Below are 17,097 nucleotides of genomic sequence, written 5' to 3' on the forward strand. Positions count from 1 at the left end.
GATCCGCACCGAACTGAACGGCCGCGTGCCGCTGATCGGTTTCTCCGGCAGCCCCTGGACGCTGGCCTGCTACATGGTCGAAGGCGGCGGCTCGGACGACTACCGCAAGGTCAAGACGATGCTGTACGACCGCCCCGACCTGATGCACCACATCCTGCGCACCAATGCGGCGGCGGTCGCGGCCTACCTGAACGCGCAGATCGAGGCCGGCGCGCAGGCCGTGATGATTTTCGATTCCTGGGGTGGCGCCCTGGCCGACGGCGTGTACCAGCGTTTCTCGCTGGCCTACATGCGCGACGTGGTATCGCAGCTCAAGCGCGAGCACGACGGCGTGAAGATCCCGGCCATCGTGTTCACCAAGGGCGGCGGCCTGTGGCTGGAAGAGATTGCCGATATCGGCGCCGATGCGGTGGGCCTGGACTGGACGGTCAACCTGGGCCAGGCGCGCGAGCGTGTCGGCCACAAGGTCGCCTTGCAGGGCAACCTGGACCCGAACGTGCTGTTTGCCGGACCGGAGCAGATCCGCGATGAAGTGGCCAAGCTGCTGGACTCGTACGGCAAGCCGTCCGCGGGCCACGGCCACGTGTTCAACCTCGGTCATGGCATTTCGCAATTCACCCCGCCGGAATCGGTTTCCGTGCTGGTGGAAGCAGTGCATGAGATGAGCCGGGCATTGCGCGACGACAACTGACCTTGGCGATTGAGCCGCGCAATCGCCAAGACGGCCAAGTAGAGTCAGACTATCGCCGATGGGACACAATCGGACCGGAGGCGGAGGCTTATTCACATTGGCACTTTGGTGCAAAGCAGCATAAAAATTTATTGGGATTAATTTTTCCAGCTCACATCGAAATCGTAAGTAATTGATTTTAAAGACCTAAATTTTTGCTTTTCAATTTAGCATTTTGTTGGAACCCGCATAAAATCGGGCTCTGCGGGCTGTCAAGAGGCGCTTGTCCACAAAGTTATCCACAGACTTTGTGGATAGCGGAAAAAGCGCTTATGAAACGGATATTTAGATCGGCTTTTCAACAATTACATTAAGTATGGTGGCGATTGCGAGCCGGAATCGCTGCTTGATCCAGGATAAGCGCACCGGCCCAAACCGTTTTTCGTTACCAATTTTGCAATGAGAAAAAGAGTCGTTTTGTCAAGCGATGTAGGAAAAAATCGGGCAGAAATTGTGGGGGCGCAGACGACTTACTCACACAAACTAATTGCCACGGTGCTTGTGCCCGCGACCCCAAATTTGTGGAAAGAAATATTTTTTGTCGCCAAGTTGACATTTTAAGCGATTGATTTTTAAGGACATTTTTTTTGCTTTTCAATTGGGTAATTTGTTGGAACCCGCATGAATTCTAGGCTTGCCGCCTGTCAATAGGGAGTTGCCCACAAAGTTATCCACAGACTCTGTGGGTTTCTCAAAAAGTCTTTATGAATCGTGGCTTTAGGCCTTTTCTTCAAGCATTACATTAACAACAGCTGACAGGATGCCAACGGGCACCTGTTCTCCGCACCGAGACTCCGTGACCCCGCTTTACCTCAAGATCGCCCTCGATACGCCGCTCGATACCTGCTTCGACTACCGCTGGAGCGGGGGCCCTGACGTGCCGGTGCCTGGGCAGCTGGCGCTTGTCCCGTTTGGCCGGCGCGAGGTGGTGGGGCTGGTCGTCGGCGTCAGCGACAGCACCGAAGTCCCGGCGGACAAGCTGAAGGACGTGCTGGCGGTGCGCACGCAAGTCGCGCCGCTGTCGGCGGAATGGATGGCGCTGTGCGCGTTCGCCGCCGACTACTACCAGCGTCCGCTGGGCGAGGTCGCGGTACCCGGACTGCCGAAGAACCTGCGCGCGGAAAAGCCGGTCTCGCTGGAACGCGCGCTGAAGAAGATCGCCAAGTTCGCGCTGTCGCACGATCCCACACCCGCCGACGCCCCGGTGCTCAACCCGGCGCAACAGCAGGCCGCTGACGCGATTGCGGGTGCGGACGGCTTCGCACCGACCTTGCTCTACGGCGTCACCGGCAGCGGCAAGACCGAGGTCTACCTCCAGGCAGCGGCGCAGGTCCTTGCCCGCGACGCTGACGCGCAGATCCTGATCCTCGTCCCGGAAATCAACCTCACGCCGCAAGTCGAGACAAATATCCGCGCGCGCTTCCCCGGCGTGCGCGTGGCGACGCTGCATAGCGGCCTGGCGGAAGGCGAGCGGCTCGTGAACTGGCTGTCGGCCCACCTCGGCCACGCACGCATCATCCTAGGCACACGCCTCGCGATCCTGGCGTCGCTGCCGAAGCTGCGGTTGATCATCATCGACGAGGAGCACGACCCGTCCTACAAGCAGCAGGAAGGCTTGCGCTATTCGGCGCGCGACCTCGCGGTGTGGCGCGCGCGCCAGCTGAAGATTCCTATCGTGCTCGGATCGGCCACGCCCTCGCTCGAAACCTGGCAGCATGTGCAGTCCCGCCGCTACCGAAAGCTCGAACTGCGCGAGCGTGCGTCGAAGGATGCGGTGCTGCCCAAAGTGCGGCTGGTGGACATGGAGCGCGACAAGCCCGGCGAGGGGCTGACCTCCTCGCTGGTCAGCGCCGTCAAGCGCCGACTCGATGCCGGCGAGCAGTCGCTGCTCTTCCTTAACCGCCGCGGCTACGCGCCGGTGCTCGCCTGCGATGCCTGCGGCTGGATCGGCAATTGTCCGCGCTGCACCGCCTTCATGGTCCTGCACCGGCCGGAACATCGCCTGCGCTGCCACCACTGCAGCCTGGAGCTGCGCATTCCCAAGTCCTGCCCCACCTGCGGCAATGTCGACTTGCAGCCCCTGGGGCGTGGGACGCAGCGCATTGAAGAGGGACTGCAGCTTGTCTTTCCGCAGGCACGCGTCCTGCGCATCGACGCCGACTCGACGCGCCTCAAAGGCAGCGCGCAGGCGGCCTTCGACAGCGTGCATCGCGGCGAAGTGGACATCCTGATCGGCACGCAGATGGTGGCCAAGGGCCATGACTTCCGCAACCTCACGCTGGTCGGCGTGCTCAATCCCGATACCGCGCTGTTCTCGCACGACTACCGCGCCAGCGAGCGCCTGTTCGCGCAGCTGATGCAGGTGGCTGGCCGCGCGGGCCGGGCAGGGCAGAAGGAAGGCGGCAATGCGAGCGAGGTGTATATCCAGACGCGCTATCCGACGCATCCGTTGTACGCGGCCGTCATGGCGCATGATTACGACCGCTTCGCGGCCGACCTGCTGGAGGAGCGCAGCCAGGCCGGCGTGCCGCCCTTCATGTACCAGGCGCTGCTGCGTGCCGAAGCGCGCGAACTCGACACCGCGATTGCCTTCCTCCAGCATGCCGCGCACTGCGTCGAACACCCCGGCATTACCATTAACGAGCCGATTCCAATGACCGTCACGCGGGTCGCGAACGTGGAGCGGGCGCAGCTTTTGGTCGAGTCGCCCTCGCGCCCCGCGCTGCAGGCCTTCCTGAAGGCATGGATGGAAACATTGCGCGCGACGAAAACGCGGGCAAGATGGTCGCTGGAGGTCGATCCGGTGGATATCTGATTCGCCATGTTCTACCGCCTCATCGCCGACCTGATCCTGGTCCTGCATGTCGCCTTCGTGGCATTTGCCTTGTTCGGCGGCCTGCTCGTCCTGCGCCGGCCGCGTGTTGCGTGGCTGCACCTGCCAGCGCTTGCGTGGGGCGTATTCGTGCAGTGGGCCGACCGCATCTGCCCGCTCACCCCGCTGGAAAACCATTTCCGCGTGCTGGGCGGCGAGGCCGGCTATACGGGCCGCTTCATCGAGCATTACCTGTCGATGCTGCTCTACCCCGACAATCTCACGATCGAACTGCGCTACCTGCTCGGCGCGGTGCTGCTTGCCGTCAATGCCGTGGTGTACACGCGATTGATCTTGCGCAAGCGCGCATAACTTCCTTACCGCTCGTTGCAAGACCCTACGTTCCGATACAAATCCTGCATTGAAGCGGTCTCACCCTGCGCGCTACGCTTCCCACATCGACAACAAAAACGGAGCACCCCATGTCCAGCCTGAACAAGCACAGCCAGCGCCGCATCTTCCTCGCCATGTTGATGATGGCAGCCGCCAATCCGCCGTCCTTCGCGCAAGGCTTGCGCGGGCGCATCGCGGCGCGTCGCGGCCAGGACGAGCTCGACGACGGCGATGACGACACCGTGCAGGCCGCAAGCGTCGGACAGGACGTGCAGGTCGTGCGCGATGTCGCCTACGGCCGCGACGAAGACCAGCGCTTCGACGTCTACCATCCGCGCCGTCCGGTACAGAACGCACCTGTGATCCTCATGGCGCACGGCGGCGGCTGGTATCGCGGCGACAAGGCAATGCGTTCCGTGGTCGCCAACAAGGTTGCGCACTGGGTGCCGCAGGGCACGGTCTTCATCTCGACCAATTACCGCATGCTGCCGCAGGCGGATCCCGTGGAACAGGCGGAAGACATCGTGCGTGCGCTTGTCACCGCTCAGCGCCGCGCCGTTTCCTGGGGCGGCGACCCCGCGAAGTGCATCCTGATGGGACATTCCGCCGGCGCGCACCTGATGGCGCTAGTGTCCGCCGACCCCGGCCGCGCGCTGCGCCAAGGCGCCACCCCGTGGCGCGGCGCCGTCCTGCTCGACAGTGCATCGCTCGACGTCGTGCAGACCATGGAAGGACCGCACCTGCCGCTGCACGACCGCGCCTTTGGCAGTGACCCGGCGTACTGGAGAAAGGCCTCGCCCTGGCACCACCTTGCCGCCGGCGCCCCGCCGATGCTTGCCGTCGCCTCGACGGAACGCAGAAGCGCGGTGCCGCAGGCCAGGCATTTCGCCGACAAGGCCACGTCGCTCGGCGTTCGCGTGCAGGTGCTGGAGCAAGCGCTGACTCATCGGGAGATCAATGAGCAACTTGGCCAGCCGGGACCTTATACGAGCGCCGTCGATGCCTTTATGGCGAGCATCCTGCGGTAACGCGGGATGGATTCCGGTTGCATGAACGCTCGCCGCCGCCGTCGGCGGCATGTGGCCGGAACGACCACGCACGCTGTCTGAATCGCAAAAACACGGCATTCACGGGTTGCCGCAGCAGGATCGGGGAACGATAATGCGTTCCGCCAAGTCACAATGCGGATTGGATTTCCGGTCCCTCTTGGCACTTCAATCAGAGCAAAGCGCCAACAAAGCGCTTGTCCTGTTACCGTAACAATCCTCCCTGCCGCCGCTTGTGATAAACGAAACCACGCTGTCCGGCCTCGCCGCGACGCAGCCGCCCGCCCCATCCTTCGCCGCCGATCCGTCCCTCGCGAATGAAATCCTGCTGGGGCCGGCCCAGCCCGAACTGCTCCGCACCGAAGTGCTGGCCGACCTGCTCGAAGCGACCGCGCAGCGCCTGCCCGAGAAGACCGCGCTTGTCTTCGGCGATCGAAGCATGCGTTACGGCGAACTGAACCGCCTTGCCGATCATGCAGCGTCCCGCCTGATTGCTGCCGGCGTGCGGCCGGGGCAGATCGTCGGCCTGTGGCTGCCGCGCGGGATCGACCTGTTTGTCATGCAGGCAGCGATTGCCAAGGCGGGCGCCGCATGGCTGCCCTTCGACGCCGATACACCGGTCGACCGTATCGCCGTGTGTCTCGACGATGCGAACGCCGCCGGCATCGTCAGCTGCAGCGAATTCGCCGCCCACCTAAAGGAATGCGGCCGAACCGTATGGATGGCGGAAGACCTGGCGCTGCCGGCACACGGTCCAGTGAACCGCTGCAAGGACGTGCTGCCTTCGCATCCGGCCTACGTGATTTACACATCGGGCTCCACCGGCAAGCCCAAGGGCATCACGATCACGCAAGGCAGCATCTGCCACTTCCTGCGCAGCGAGAACGCGGTGCTCGGCATCCGCGAAAGCGACCGCGTCTACCAGGGATTCTCGGTCGCCTTCGACATGTCGTTCGAGGAGATCTGGATCAGTTACCTGGTCGGCGCAACACTGTGGATCGCCCCGAAGGACATCGCCGCAGACCCGGAAGCGCTTCCACGCGCGCTGTCGGCCAATGCGGTCACCGTGCTGCATGCGGTGCCCACCCTGCTGGCGCTGTTCAACGAGGACGTACCCGGCCTGCGCATCATCAATCTCGGCGGCGAGATGTGCCCGGAGTCCCTGGTGGCGCGCTGGGCCCGGCCCGGCAGACAGGTCTTCAATACCTACGGCCCCACGGAAGCGACCGTCTCGGCCAGCCTGGCGGAACTGCATCCGGACGAGCCGGTGACCATCGGACGGCCCCTGCCGAACTATGGCTTGCTGGTGATCGACACTGCCATCGAAGGCGGACTGAAACTGATGCCGCGCGGCGAGGTCGGCGAACTCTGCATCACCGGTCCCGGCGTGGCAGCGGGCTATCTCGGCCGTCCCGAGCTGACGGCGGAAAAATTCCTGATGAACCCGTGGGCGCGCAACGAACACCAGACGCGCCTGTACCGTACCGGCGATCTCGCCCGCATCGAGATGGACGGTCGTGTGCAATGCCTGGGCCGGACCGACGACCAGGTAAAGATACGCGGCTTCCGCGTGGAGCTGGGCGAGATCGAGGCCGTGCTCGCCCAGCAGCCTGGCGTTGGCACGACGGCGGTCGTGCTGCGGCAGGACGAAGGGATTGACCAGCTCGTTGCCTTCATCGTGCCTGATGCCGGACACACGCTTGCTGTCCCGGCATTGCGCGATGCGCTCGGCGCCGCACTGCCGCCTTACATGGTGCCCGGCCGCTTCGAACTGCTGCCGCAGATGCCGCGCCTGACTTCGGGCAAGATCGACCGCAAGGCGCTCAAGGCGACGCCGCTGGCAGCGGAGACGAGCGGCAACGACGGTTCCGACGCGCCGCAGTCGCCCGCCGAGGAAGCCTTGTTTGCCGCATTGGCAAAGCTGTTCCCCGGCCAGCCGATCCGGCGCGACGCGGATTTCTTTTCCGGATTGGGCGGCCATTCGCTGCTGGCCGCGCGCCTCGCATCGGCGCTGCGCAAGGACGCGCGCTACGCGCATGTCACGGTGCGCGACATCTACCAGAACCGCGTCATCGGACGCATCGCCGCCGCGCTGTCGCAGGCACGCGAGGCGGCGCCGGCCGCCGACATCGATTGGACGCCGCCGTCCTGGCGCCAGCGCTGGCTGTGCGGTACGGCGCAAGCGGCGGCGATCCCCGCGCTTGTGGCGCTGCGCATGGCCCAGTGGCTTGCGCCTTTCTTCACGTATCACTACTTCACCGGCGAACCCGGTGATTCCGTGTCGTTGGCCGTGACGGCCTCGATCGCCGCCTTCCTGCTGGCGACGCTGCTCGAGTTTGCCGTCGCCATCGGCGGCAAATGGCTGATCGCCGGCCGCCTGCGCCCCGGCAGCTATCCGCTGTGGGGCGTCACCTATTACCGCTGGTGGCTGGCCGACCGCCTGGTGGAATCCGCGCCGACCTACCTGCTTAACGGCTCCTCGCTGTACACGTGGTGGCTGCGGGCGCTCGGCGCGCATGTCGGCCGCGACGTCACGATCGGCTCGATCACGCTGCGCGCGCCCGACCTGCTGCGCATTGGCGACAGGACCACCATCGGCAACGCGGTCAATCTCGAAAATGCGCGCGTGCAGCACGGCCGCCTGCACCTGGGCAACATCGCGATCGGGACGGACGCCTGCGTCGGCTCGTACGCCGTCCTAGAAGGCAATACCGCCATCGGTGCGCACGGACATCTGGAAGGCCAGTCCGCGCTGGGCGACGGCATGGCGGTGCCTGCGGGACGCGTCTGGCGCGGCTCGCCGGCGCAGGATGCCGGCGTCTTCGACCCCGCCTCCAATCCGCCGCGCCCGGCCGTATCGCGACTGCGCCATGTTGGCGAAGCGCTGTTCTTCCTCGTTGGCGCGCTGCTGATCGCCACCGTGTTCTTCCTGCCCGTGTTCCCCAGCTTCATGCTGATCGACTGGCTGGACACCGCCGATCATTTCCGCTGGATCCAGGGCAATGCGATCCCGGTCCAGCTCGCCCGCTATTTCGTGCTGGCCTTCCCCGCAACCGCCGTGCTGATCGTCTGCACCGCGCTGCTGTCGGCGCTGATCCGCTGGAGCGTGCTGCCGCGCCTGAAGCCGGGCAGTTGGCCGGTGCACAGTAATCTCTACTGCGCGAAATGGCTGGTCAACCAGATCCAGGAATCGAGCCTGAACGTCCTGCATGGCGTTTATGCGACGGTCTATGCGCCATCCTGGTACCGCCTGCTCGGCGCACGCGTCGGTCGCGATGCGGAAATCTCCACCGCGCTGGGACTGGTGCCGGACATGCTCACCCTCGGCGACGAAACCTTCATCGCCGATGCCGTCATGCTGGGCGACGAAAAGATCGACGGCGGATGGATGACCATGAAGCCGACCGTCGTCTCGCGGCGCAGCTTTGTCGGCAATGGGTCCTACATCCCCGACGGGACGGTGCTCCCTGAAAATGTCCTGATCGGTGTGCACTCCACCGTGCCTGGCAACGCGCATCTCCGCAACGGCCAGACCTGGCTCGGATCGCCGCCGATCAACCTGCCGGCGCGGGAGGAGACAGCCGGCTTCCCGGAACGGCTGACCTTCCGTCCCTCGCCGCTGCGACGCCTCGCGCGCGGGCTGGTCGAGGCCTTCCGCATCATTGCTCCGCACGCCATCGTGATTTCCGTCGGCTACACCATCGTGCTCGATGTCATGCCGGCTGCCGGTGCGGGCAACTGGGGCGAAGTCGTGGGCGACCTGGCGATGGCCGGGCTGGCCTACGGTGTCGGCACCTTCCTCTTCGTTGCCCTGTTGAAATGGCTGCTGCTGTTCCGCTACACTCGCCGCAGCGCGCCGATGTGGACGCCGTTTGTCTGGCTGTCCGAGGCGCTGACCAACATGTACGAAGGTATCGCCGTGCCGAACTTCCTGCGCTACCTGCGCGGCACGCCGTGGCTGCCGGCGGCGCTGAACCTGCTCGGCTGCCGCATCGGGCGCGGCGTCTACATGGATACCACCGACATGACCGAATTCGACTGCGTGAAGATCGGCGACTACAGCGAACTGAACGCGCTGACCTGCCCGCAGACCCATCTGTTCGAAGACAGGGTGATGAAAATCGACGAGGTCACCATCGGCAACCGCGTCTACATGGCGCCCCGCAGCGCCGTGCTGTACAGCGCCGTGGTGGAGGACAACGCCCGGCTCGGCCCGCTGACGCTGGTGATGAAGGGCGAGCAGATTCCCGCCGCGTCGAGCTGGCATGGCTGTCCGGCCGCGCCGGCACGGTGATGCCATTGGAAGTCCTGGCATGGCCTGCAGATGCGGGCCGCCTTGCGCGATGCTGGACCGGCCGCGGCCTGGTTGTCATCGGCGTGCAGACGCCTGCCACCACGATTCGCGATACGGCGCGCGCAGCCATCCGCACGGCTCTCCGAGAAGCGCTCGGCCTGCTTCTTGGATGCGCGCCCGATGCCGTGCCGCTGGCGTCGTCGTCCGGGAATCCCCTGCGCCTCGACATGCCGGAAACGCCCATCGCACTGTCGGTCAGCCACGAGCCCGGGCTGTCCATCGCGGCCATCCGGCGCGGCGGTGGCGTAGGTGCCGATATCATGCGCATCGACGAGACCATGGAATGGGAATTGGTCGCCGCCGACTATCTCGGACCGCATGCCCGCGCACGCATTGCAGGCGCATCGGAATTTGCCCGCGAATGGACCCGCCTGGAGGCGGCGCTGAAATGCCGCGGCATGGCGCTCCGCGAGTGGCATCCGGACGTGGAAACGCTTCTTCGGCAATTGACCTTCATCGATCTCTCATTGCCAGAAGGATTTGCCGGCGCAGTGGCGCTGGCAGCGAATCCCTGACGACTTTCGCCCAACGTGGGAAAATAGGTCATCCAACCTAAAAAGAATATTCCCATGATTATCGTCCACCATCTCAACAACTCCCGCTCGCAACGGGTGCTGTGGCTGCTGGAAGAACTCGGCCTCGACTACGAGATCAAGCGCTATGAGCGCGACCCCAAGACCATGCTCGCGCCACCCGACCTGCGTGAAGTCCATCCGCTGGGCAAGTCGCCCGTCATCACCGACGAGGGGCTCACGATTGCCGAGTCCGGCGCCATCATCGAGTACCTCGTCGACCGCTACGGCAACGGCCGGCTCTCGCCCGCGCATGGCACGCCGGAGCGCCTGCGCTATACCTACTGGATGCACTATGCGGAAGGCTCCGCCATGCCGCCGCTGCTGCTCAAGCTCGTCTTCGACCGCATCGAGAAGGGCCCCATGCCCTTCATCGTGAAGCCCGTGGCCAAGGCGATCGCGCAACGCGCCAAACGTTCGTTCATCGAGCCGCAGATCAATCGCCACCTCGATTACCTGGAAAACGAGATCGGCCACACCAAGTGGTTCGCCGGCAAGTCCTTCAGCGCCGCCGACATCCAGATGAGCTTTCCCCTCGAAGCCGCGGCCGCGCGCGGCGGACTGAATGCGACCCGGCCGAAGCTGATGGACTTCCTCGACCGCATTCACAAGCGGCCGGCGTACAAGCGCGCGCTGGAGCGCGGCGGTGCGTACGAGCTGGGCTGAAGCAAGGAAACACTGCGCCGGGAGAAACTAACGCAGGGGCCGAGCGTCGAAGAGGAAAAGAAGTATTTTCCCTTCGACATCGTGAACCTGCCATTGCCCGAGGAACAGATTACCCGGCGGCCTGCTTCACCTGCCTTGCTTCAACCGGGACGCAATTGCTGGCGCATTGAACACGCGCACCGGTTTTCCATGCTGGTGGATGCGGATGCCTACTTCCGTGCCGTGCGCGCAGCCATTCTTAAGGCGCGCCGGAGTATTTTCATCCTGAGCTGGGACATCGACAGCCGCACCCGCCTCATTCCCGGCGGCGCGAGCGATGGCTATCCGGAACCGCTCGGCGATTTCCTGCACGCCATCGTGGCCGAGCGTCCCGGCTTGCATGCCTACGTGCTGAACTGGGATTTTGCGATGCTCTACGCGCTGGAGCGCGAGTGGTTGCCGGTCTACAAGCTCGACTGGCGCACGCACCGGCGCCTTGCCTTCCGCATGGACGCGAAGCACCCGATCGGCGGGTCGCACCACCAGAAGGTTGTCGTGATCGACGACCGCATCGCCTTTGTCGGCGGCCTCGACCTCACGCGCAGCCGCTGGGACACGCCGGAACATGCCTGCCACGCTCCGTTGCGCCGCGATAGCGACGGCAGGCCGCATGGCCCCTTTCACGACGTGCAGGCGCTGGTCGACGGCGATGCGGCGCGGGCGCTGGGTGACCTGGCACGTTCCCGATGGCAGCGGGCGACCGGGGAACTTGTTGCGGCGACGTTCGACGGCGGTGGGGATCCGTGGCCGCCGGATGTCGTGCCGGACCTTGGCAATATCGATGTCGCCATTTCGCGCACCGAACCGATGTTCGAGGCGCAGGCCGGCGTGCATGAAGTGCGGCAACTGCATCTTGACGCGATCGGCGCCGCGCGGCGCACCTTGTTCTTCGAGAACCAGTATTTCACCTCGGGCATGATTGCCGACGCGCTGGCGAAACGCCTCGACGCGCCGGACGGGCCGGAAGTCTTTCTTATCTCGCCGCGGACGCAGAGCGGCTGGCTGGAGCAGGCGACCATGGGCGTGTTGCGCGCGCGCGCCCACCGGCGGCTGAAGGCGGCCGACCGCCATGGACGCTACCGCATGTACTGTCCGCATATTCCCGGCCTCACCGGACAGTGCCTGAACGTGCACAGCAAGGTGTTCGCAGTCGACGACCGCCTGTTTTCGATCGGCTCCGCCAACCTGAGCAGCCGCTCGATGGCGCTTGATACCGAATGCAGCGTCACCATCGAGGCGAGAGGCCCGGACGCGGGGCGGATTGGCGCGGCCATCGCGCGGCTGCGCGCACGCCTGCTGGCGGAACATCTCGATGTCGCGCCGGAGACGGTGGAAGCAGAAGTGCGGAAGCAGAACAGCCTGCACGCCGCCGTCGCCGCCTTGCAACATTCGGAGCGCACGCTGTGCACGATGGAACCGGAAGCAACGCCCGAGCTCGACGCCCTGATCCCCGAGCAAGCCCTGTTCGACCCCGAGCAACCCATTGAGCCGGACAAGCTGGTCGCCGAATTCGTCCCCCGCGAAGAACGCGCGCCGGTGCCGCGCCGCCTGATCGGCGTCGGCCTTCTCGCCGTGGCACTGGCCCTGCTCGCGGTCGCCTGGCGGTGGACACCCTTGCGCGAATATATCAACCTCGCCGCGCTGGTCGGCTTTGCGCGTCAGCTGGAGGCCATGCCGTTCACGCCGCTCGCGGTAGTCGGGAGCTATGTGGCCGCCGGGCTCGTGATGGTGCCGGTAATGCTGCTGATCGCGGTGACTGGCATCGTGTTCGGGCCCGTATTCGGGGCCCTCTATGCCATCGGCGGCACGATGCTGAGCGCTGCCGTGGCCTATGGCATCGGCCACTGGCTTGGGCGGGAAGCCGTGCAAAAACTGCTCGGTACGCGCATCAACAAGCTAAGCAAGCGTATTGCCCGGCGCGGCATCCTCGCAATGGTCGTGATCCGCATGCTGCCCATCGCCCCGTTTACCGTCGTCAATATGGTGGCCGGCGCGTCGCATATCCGCTTTCGCGACTACCTGATCGGCACGCTGCTCGGCATGCTTCCCGGCATCACCATGACGGTCACCTTCGTGCACCATCTGGCCGAAGCGGTGCGCAATCCCAGTCCCGGCACGGTTGCCGTACTGATCGCCGTCGCGGGCAGTCTCATCCTGCTCGCGCTCGGCCTGCAAAAACTTCTCAGACGCAGGGAGGATCGCACCGCATGATGAATGACCTGACCCTCGTGGAACCGCCGGTGCGCGACACCGTGCCCGATCTCAATCCGTGGCCGCTGACGATCGCCACCTACAACATCCACGGCGCCGTGGGCTGTGACGGCAAATTCAATCCCGACCGGGTGGCGCAGGTGCTGAAAGAAATCAACGCGGACATCGTCGCCCTGCAGGAAGTACCCCTCGGGGGAACCAGGACGCCCAACGTGTTGAATCTGCTGCAGGAGGCGACGGGTTTTGTCGCAGCGGAAGGACCGGCATGCGACAAACCGGAGCGCCGCTACGGCAACGCCGTGCTGACGCGCTATCCCATCCTGTCACTGCGATCCATTGACCTCAGTTTCGGCAGCCGCGAACCGCGCGGGGCGCTCGATGCGGACGTCAACTGCCACGGTCACATGTTGCGTGTTGTCGCCACGCATCTCGGCCTGCGTCCGGCCGAACGGCGCGACCAGATACGCAGGCTGCTGCAGGTGTTCGATACGGACGAGATGCCGGTCATCCTGTTGGGCGACATCAACGAATGGTTCGTCTGGGGAAGGTCATTGCGCTGGCTGGTGTCGCACTTCCAGGCGGTGCCGGCACCGAAGACTTTTCCTTCACGTCATCCGGTCTTTGCACTCGACCGCATCTGGATCCGGCCGCGTCACCGGCTTGTCCATGTGGAGGTGCATGCGACGCCGCTGGCAAGGATCGCCTCGGATCACTTGCCGCTGGTCGCCCATATTGATGGCTGATTACATGCGTTGATTCGGGCCGCTCGGCAGCGGCTGCTGCGGCGCATGCTGCAGGAAGTGCGGCGTTGCAGTGGGATCGAAATCGGTCCAGTCGCCGTTCTCGATCGTGCCTTCCGCACGTTCCAGTTCCACTGCTCCCATCGAGCGTAACAGGTTGGCCGCATGGTCCGCATCGTCCTGCTCGCCCACGGCGATCGCCAGCAGCATGCCGGAGTGGCGGACAGGCGCCGCGTTGTCGGCATCCTCCGCATGCTCCCCGGTTTCTCCCCGCTCTTTCATCTGCGAGAGACTGCCAACCAGGCCGCCGATGTGGGCGCCGAGCAGACCGCCGGTCACCGCGCCAACGGGACCGAGGAAAGGGGTGGCCGCCACACCCACGGCGGCGCCGGTCGCTGCCCCCATTGCCACGCCCTTGTCGGACTCATGCGCGCCCGGCGACATGGCATGGTCGCCGCCGATGGGATAGCTGTCGTGCTGTCCCGGAGGATTGACGTAGAAGGAGGAGATCCGGTCGCGCGCGAAGCCGGCGCGCACCAGCTCCTCGATGGTGTGTTCAATTTCCGTTTGCTGCAAGAATCGTCCGGCAATGATGGTGCTCACAGTGACCCCTTTCAACTTGTCGAAAGTGAATATGGTTGAGAGTGCAACGCACTTCAGAAGTTCGGGCGTGCGGCGTCCATGTAATTTTTTCGCGCGAACGGTAAAAAGGGTCCGTCGTACAACGCGTAAGGAAGCGCCCGTGACGCATCTGCCGCCCGGTCTGCTAATTGCATACCTGAGTCGTCCATTGACCCGAAAGGGAAGACCGCTCATGGCAACCATTTCCGAAAGCCTGTCCGGCAGGCCGGACGATCTCGTCGGCGCACCGGTGACCGATGCCGCCGGCAATGCGGCGTCCATCGTTTCGATCCAGCAGGGCGGCGGCGACAGCAGCTCCGGGCCGCAGGCATGGATACGCCTCCTCGACGGCACGCAGGTGCTGGTGCCGGTCAGCCTGCTCGGGCAGGACGACGGCGGCTATCGCCTGCCATTCACCTTCCAGATATCCGCCGACACGCGAAATCCGATGCAGATGAGTTTCCCCGTGATGGAGGAGGACGTGAAGGTCGGCAAGCGCGTGGTGGACACCGGCCGCGGCGTACGCATCCACAAGACGGTGGCTGAGCGGGAACAGGTGCTCGACCAGCCGCTGCTGCAGGACAGGCTCGAGGTCGAGCACGTGCAGATCGGCCGCGTGGTGGCCGAGTCCGACCAGCCGCAGATGCGTTACGAAGGCGACACGCTGGTCGTGCCCGTGCTGGAGGAAGTACTGGTGGTGCAGAAACAGCTGATGCTCAAGGAAGAGGTGCGCATCACCCGCCGCCGCGAGGAAGTGCGCAAGCCGGAGACGGTCGTGCTGCGTTCGGAGCAGGTGCAGGTGGAGCATTTCGACGAGGGGAGGCGGCCGTCATGATGCAGGCACGCCTTATGCGTGCGTGTCCCGTCCCATCCGGCCCTTCCGGCGGACAGACAACATGTTAGGAGAGTGTGATCATGGAAAACACGGTAGTGGGCGTGTATGACAGTTATGCCCAAGCACAGAACGTGATGAACGAGCTTCTCGCCTGCGGCTTTTCACGGGATGAGGTTCAGCTCAGTCCTGAAGCTGACCGGACTTCACTCACCCAGGATAGGGACAGCGGAACCGGCTCGGGCATCGGTCATTTCTTCCGTTCGCTGTTCGGTATGGAGGATGAAGAGGACCGGATGCACCATGACGTCTATGCCGAAGCCATGCGCCGCGGCAGCTGCGTCGTCACGGTGGATGCCGACAGCGAAGAGGAACGCGAACGTGCGATCGAGGTGATGAACCGCTTCGACCCGGTCGACATCGATGAACGTTCGTCGCAGTGGCGCAGCCAGGGATGGACCGGCTACGATGCCGCAGCGCCGATGTACACCGACAGCGAGATCGAAAAGGATCGCACCCTGTATGGGCAGAACCGCACAACGGATTCGACGGCACAGTCGATGCGCGGCGAGCAGCAGCGCATCCCCATCGTCGAGGAAGAATTGCAGGTCGGCAAGCGGGCAGTCCAGCGCGGTGGCGTGCGCATCTACCAGCGCATGACCGAAAAGCCGGTACAGGAATCGGTGACCCTGCGCGAAGAGCACGTCAATGTCGAACGCCATCCGGTCGACCAGCCTGCGTCCGAAGCCGACCTGACGGCGATGAAGGAAGGCGCCATCGAACTGCGTGAAACGGCGGAAGAACCGGTGGTCTCGAAGTCGGCACGCGTGGTCGAGGAAGTGGTGGTCGGCAAGGAAGCTACCGAACGCACCGAAAACATCAACGACACCGTACGCAGGACCGAGGTCGACGTCGAACAGCTCGGCGCGGCCGACCGTTCGACCACCGGCGCAACGACGGCGGCGGATACGTCGATGGCATCGGGCACCGGCATGCGCAGCGACTATGGCGACTCGGCGATGACTTCCGACGATTCCGATTACCGTACGCACTGGCAGAATGCCTACGGCAGCAGCGGCGGACGGTATGAAGATTACGATGCCGCGTATCGCTACGGGTCCATGGCCGGAGGCAGCGAGCGCTACAGGAACTATCGCTGGGAAGATGCCGAATCCAACCTGCGCAGCGACTGGGAACGCGACCATCCGGAAAGTGCCTGGGACAAGGTGAAGGATGCGGTGCGTTACGGCGCCGAGCGCGTCACCGGCCGGCAGCGCGGCCGGTAACACGACAGTCTGACGATCCCTCCCCCTGAGCGGGGAGGGGCAAAGCGGGGAGCCAAAGCGGATGCGCGGCTCCCCGCGCCATGTTGGGCAGGACAACAGTTGTGTGAAGGCGGGTGACTAAGGTCGATTGCTTTCAAACAGTATCCCGTCATCCCCGCGCAGGCGGGGATCCATGGTGAGGTCGCTCGTGCTATCAGCCTATGGGTCCCCGCCTTCGCGAGGACGACGGGAATGGATACTGACGAATTACCTGACCGTGCCCGCACGTGAAGAAGGGCGCTACTCCCCCAGCCGCCCCGCCTCCGCCATCTCGCGAATCGTGCGTATCGTATCGATATCCGACTCCTTGTACGCCGACTTGCGGAAGTCGTTGTAGAACGCCTCGGCCGTATCCTGCTCCTCGCTTGCGCCGTCGTCATACACGAAGCGCACGAACAGGATGTCCGGCTCGGGTTCCTCGATGGTCATGGTCAGGCGCGATTCCGGAATGCCCTTTTGCAGCGGCACGTGGTACGTCACCTTCTTGAGCGGTTCCAGCGTGACCTTGTCGCGAACCACGAGATCGCCGTAGCGCAGTTCGCGCGTCATCGTTTGTTCGTCGCGCTCGAGAATGCTGCAATTGTCGAGGTGGGGCACGAAGTCCATCGGCGTTTCCGCCCGGAGGACAAGGCCGCGCCAGAGTTGCTCGCGCGACAGGCGGTCGATCAGCGGGTTGAGCGGATCGTTGATTTCAATCAGGTGTTCGAATTTCATGACGGGGGAGTACCAGCGGATCAATCCGCGCAGTGTAACCCC

13 protein-coding genes are annotated in these 17,097 nt (G+C 64.4%); 11 read left to right on the top strand and 2 right to left on the bottom strand.

The genetic code is table 11. The annotated features are described in order from the left end of the window. The 9 genes from ACNOHI_RS09165 to ACNOHI_RS09205 all read left to right on the top strand — a co-directional run. Nucleotides 1-691: uroporphyrinogen decarboxylase family protein (locus tag ACNOHI_RS09165; protein WP_420474366.1), on the top strand; the 691-nt coding region annotated here is incomplete at its 5' end. Between the two features lie 799 nt (nucleotides 692-1,490). Beyond that, nucleotides 1,491-3,545 (top strand): primosomal protein N', encoded by a 2,055-nt coding sequence (locus ACNOHI_RS09170; protein WP_420474367.1) that lies wholly within the window; start codon nucleotides 1,491-1,493, stop codon nucleotides 3,543-3,545. A 6-nt stretch (nucleotides 3,546-3,551) separates the two neighbouring features. Further along, the gene (locus ACNOHI_RS09175) at nucleotides 3,552-3,914 is read left to right on the top strand and encodes a DUF2784 domain-containing protein (RefSeq protein ID WP_420474368.1); all 363 of its coding nucleotides are present in this window, start codon (nucleotides 3,552-3,554) and stop codon (nucleotides 3,912-3,914) included. Between the two features lie 110 nt (nucleotides 3,915-4,024). Continuing rightward, complete coding sequence (locus ACNOHI_RS09180) at nucleotides 4,025-4,963, top strand: alpha/beta hydrolase (RefSeq protein ID WP_420474369.1); 939 nt, start codon at nucleotides 4,025-4,027, stop codon at nucleotides 4,961-4,963. Nucleotides 4,964-5,219: 256 nt separating this feature from the next. After that, on the top strand, nucleotides 5,220-9,275 hold the full coding sequence (locus ACNOHI_RS09185) for a Pls/PosA family non-ribosomal peptide synthetase (RefSeq protein ID WP_420474884.1): 4,056 nt from the start codon (nucleotides 5,220-5,222) through the stop codon (nucleotides 9,273-9,275). Next, entirely contained in the window at nucleotides 9,275-9,850 is a 576-nt protein-coding gene (locus tag ACNOHI_RS09190; RefSeq protein ID WP_420474370.1) for a 4'-phosphopantetheinyl transferase family protein, read from the top strand. The genes ACNOHI_RS09185 and ACNOHI_RS09190 overlap by 1 nt, the downstream gene beginning before the upstream one ends. 54 nt (nucleotides 9,851-9,904) lie before the next feature. Next, nucleotides 9,905-10,573, top strand: coding sequence for a glutathione S-transferase family protein (locus ACNOHI_RS09195; protein WP_420474371.1), 669 nt, complete (start codon nucleotides 9,905-9,907; stop codon nucleotides 10,571-10,573). A gap of 81 nt (nucleotides 10,574-10,654) precedes the next feature. Beyond that, nucleotides 10,655-12,823: a VTT domain-containing protein gene (locus tag ACNOHI_RS09200; protein ID WP_420474372.1), complete on the top strand. Its 2,169-nt coding sequence runs from the start codon at nucleotides 10,655-10,657 to the stop codon at nucleotides 12,821-12,823. Continuing rightward, on the top strand, nucleotides 12,823-13,566 hold the full coding sequence (locus ACNOHI_RS09205) for an endonuclease/exonuclease/phosphatase family protein (RefSeq protein WP_420474885.1): 744 nt from the start codon (nucleotides 12,823-12,825) through the stop codon (nucleotides 13,564-13,566). The genes ACNOHI_RS09200 and ACNOHI_RS09205 overlap by 1 nt, the downstream gene beginning before the upstream one ends. Here ACNOHI_RS09205 and ACNOHI_RS09210 read toward each other — a convergent pair whose 3' ends face one another. Further along, the gene (locus ACNOHI_RS09210) at nucleotides 13,567-14,166 is read right to left on the bottom strand and encodes a hypothetical protein (RefSeq protein WP_420474373.1); all 600 of its coding nucleotides are present in this window, start codon (nucleotides 14,164-14,166) and stop codon (nucleotides 13,567-13,569) included. 211 nt (nucleotides 14,167-14,377) lie between these two features. On the opposite strand from ACNOHI_RS09210, the gene ACNOHI_RS09215 reads away from it, so the two are divergent. Both ACNOHI_RS09215 and ACNOHI_RS09220 read left to right on the top strand, forming a co-directional pair. Next, nucleotides 14,378-15,019: a YsnF/AvaK domain-containing protein gene (locus ACNOHI_RS09215; protein ID WP_420474374.1), complete on the top strand. Its 642-nt coding sequence runs from the start codon at nucleotides 14,378-14,380 to the stop codon at nucleotides 15,017-15,019. An 80-nt stretch (nucleotides 15,020-15,099) separates the two neighbouring features. Next, nucleotides 15,100-16,302: a YsnF/AvaK domain-containing protein gene (locus ACNOHI_RS09220; protein WP_420474375.1), complete on the top strand. Its 1,203-nt coding sequence runs from the start codon at nucleotides 15,100-15,102 to the stop codon at nucleotides 16,300-16,302. A gap of 279 nt (nucleotides 16,303-16,581) precedes the next feature. Here ACNOHI_RS09220 and ACNOHI_RS09225 read toward each other — a convergent pair whose 3' ends face one another. After that, on the bottom strand, nucleotides 16,582-17,055 hold the full coding sequence (locus ACNOHI_RS09225) for an SRPBCC family protein (protein WP_420474376.1): 474 nt from the start codon (nucleotides 17,053-17,055) through the stop codon (nucleotides 16,582-16,584). Nucleotides 17,056-17,097: the final 42 nt, after the last annotated feature.

This window comes from Noviherbaspirillum sp. ST9 (genome assembly GCF_048799745.1).
GTDB lineage: Bacteria > Pseudomonadota > Gammaproteobacteria > Burkholderiales > Burkholderiaceae_D > Noviherbaspirillum.

Bases quoted from the DNA above. Each gene is read 5' to 3' on its own strand.
- ACNOHI_RS09215 (WP_420474374.1), top strand. From the start codon at position 14,378: ATGGCAACCATTTCCGAAAGCCTGTCCGGCAGGCCGGACGATCTCGTC.
- ACNOHI_RS09195 (WP_420474371.1), top strand. From the start codon at position 9,905: ATGATTATCGTCCACCATCTCAACAACTCCCGCTCGCAACGGGTGCTG.
- ACNOHI_RS09175 (WP_420474368.1), top strand. From the start codon at position 3,552: ATGTTCTACCGCCTCATCGCCGACCTGATCCTGGTCCTGCATGTCGCC.
- ACNOHI_RS09205 (WP_420474885.1), top strand. From the start codon at position 12,823: ATGAATGACCTGACCCTCGTGGAACCGCCGGTGCGCGACACCGTGCCC.
- ACNOHI_RS09220 (WP_420474375.1), top strand. From the start codon at position 15,100: ATGGAAAACACGGTAGTGGGCGTGTATGACAGTTATGCCCAAGCACAG.
- ACNOHI_RS09190 (WP_420474370.1), top strand. From the start codon at position 9,275: ATGCCATTGGAAGTCCTGGCATGGCCTGCAGATGCGGGCCGCCTTGCG.
- ACNOHI_RS09225 (WP_420474376.1), bottom strand. From the start codon at position 17,055: ATGAAATTCGAACACCTGATTGAAATCAACGATCCGCTCAACCCGCTG.
- ACNOHI_RS09180 (WP_420474369.1), top strand. From the start codon at position 4,025: ATGTCCAGCCTGAACAAGCACAGCCAGCGCCGCATCTTCCTCGCCATG.
- ACNOHI_RS09170 (WP_420474367.1), top strand. From the start codon at position 1,491: ATGCCAACGGGCACCTGTTCTCCGCACCGAGACTCCGTGACCCCGCTT.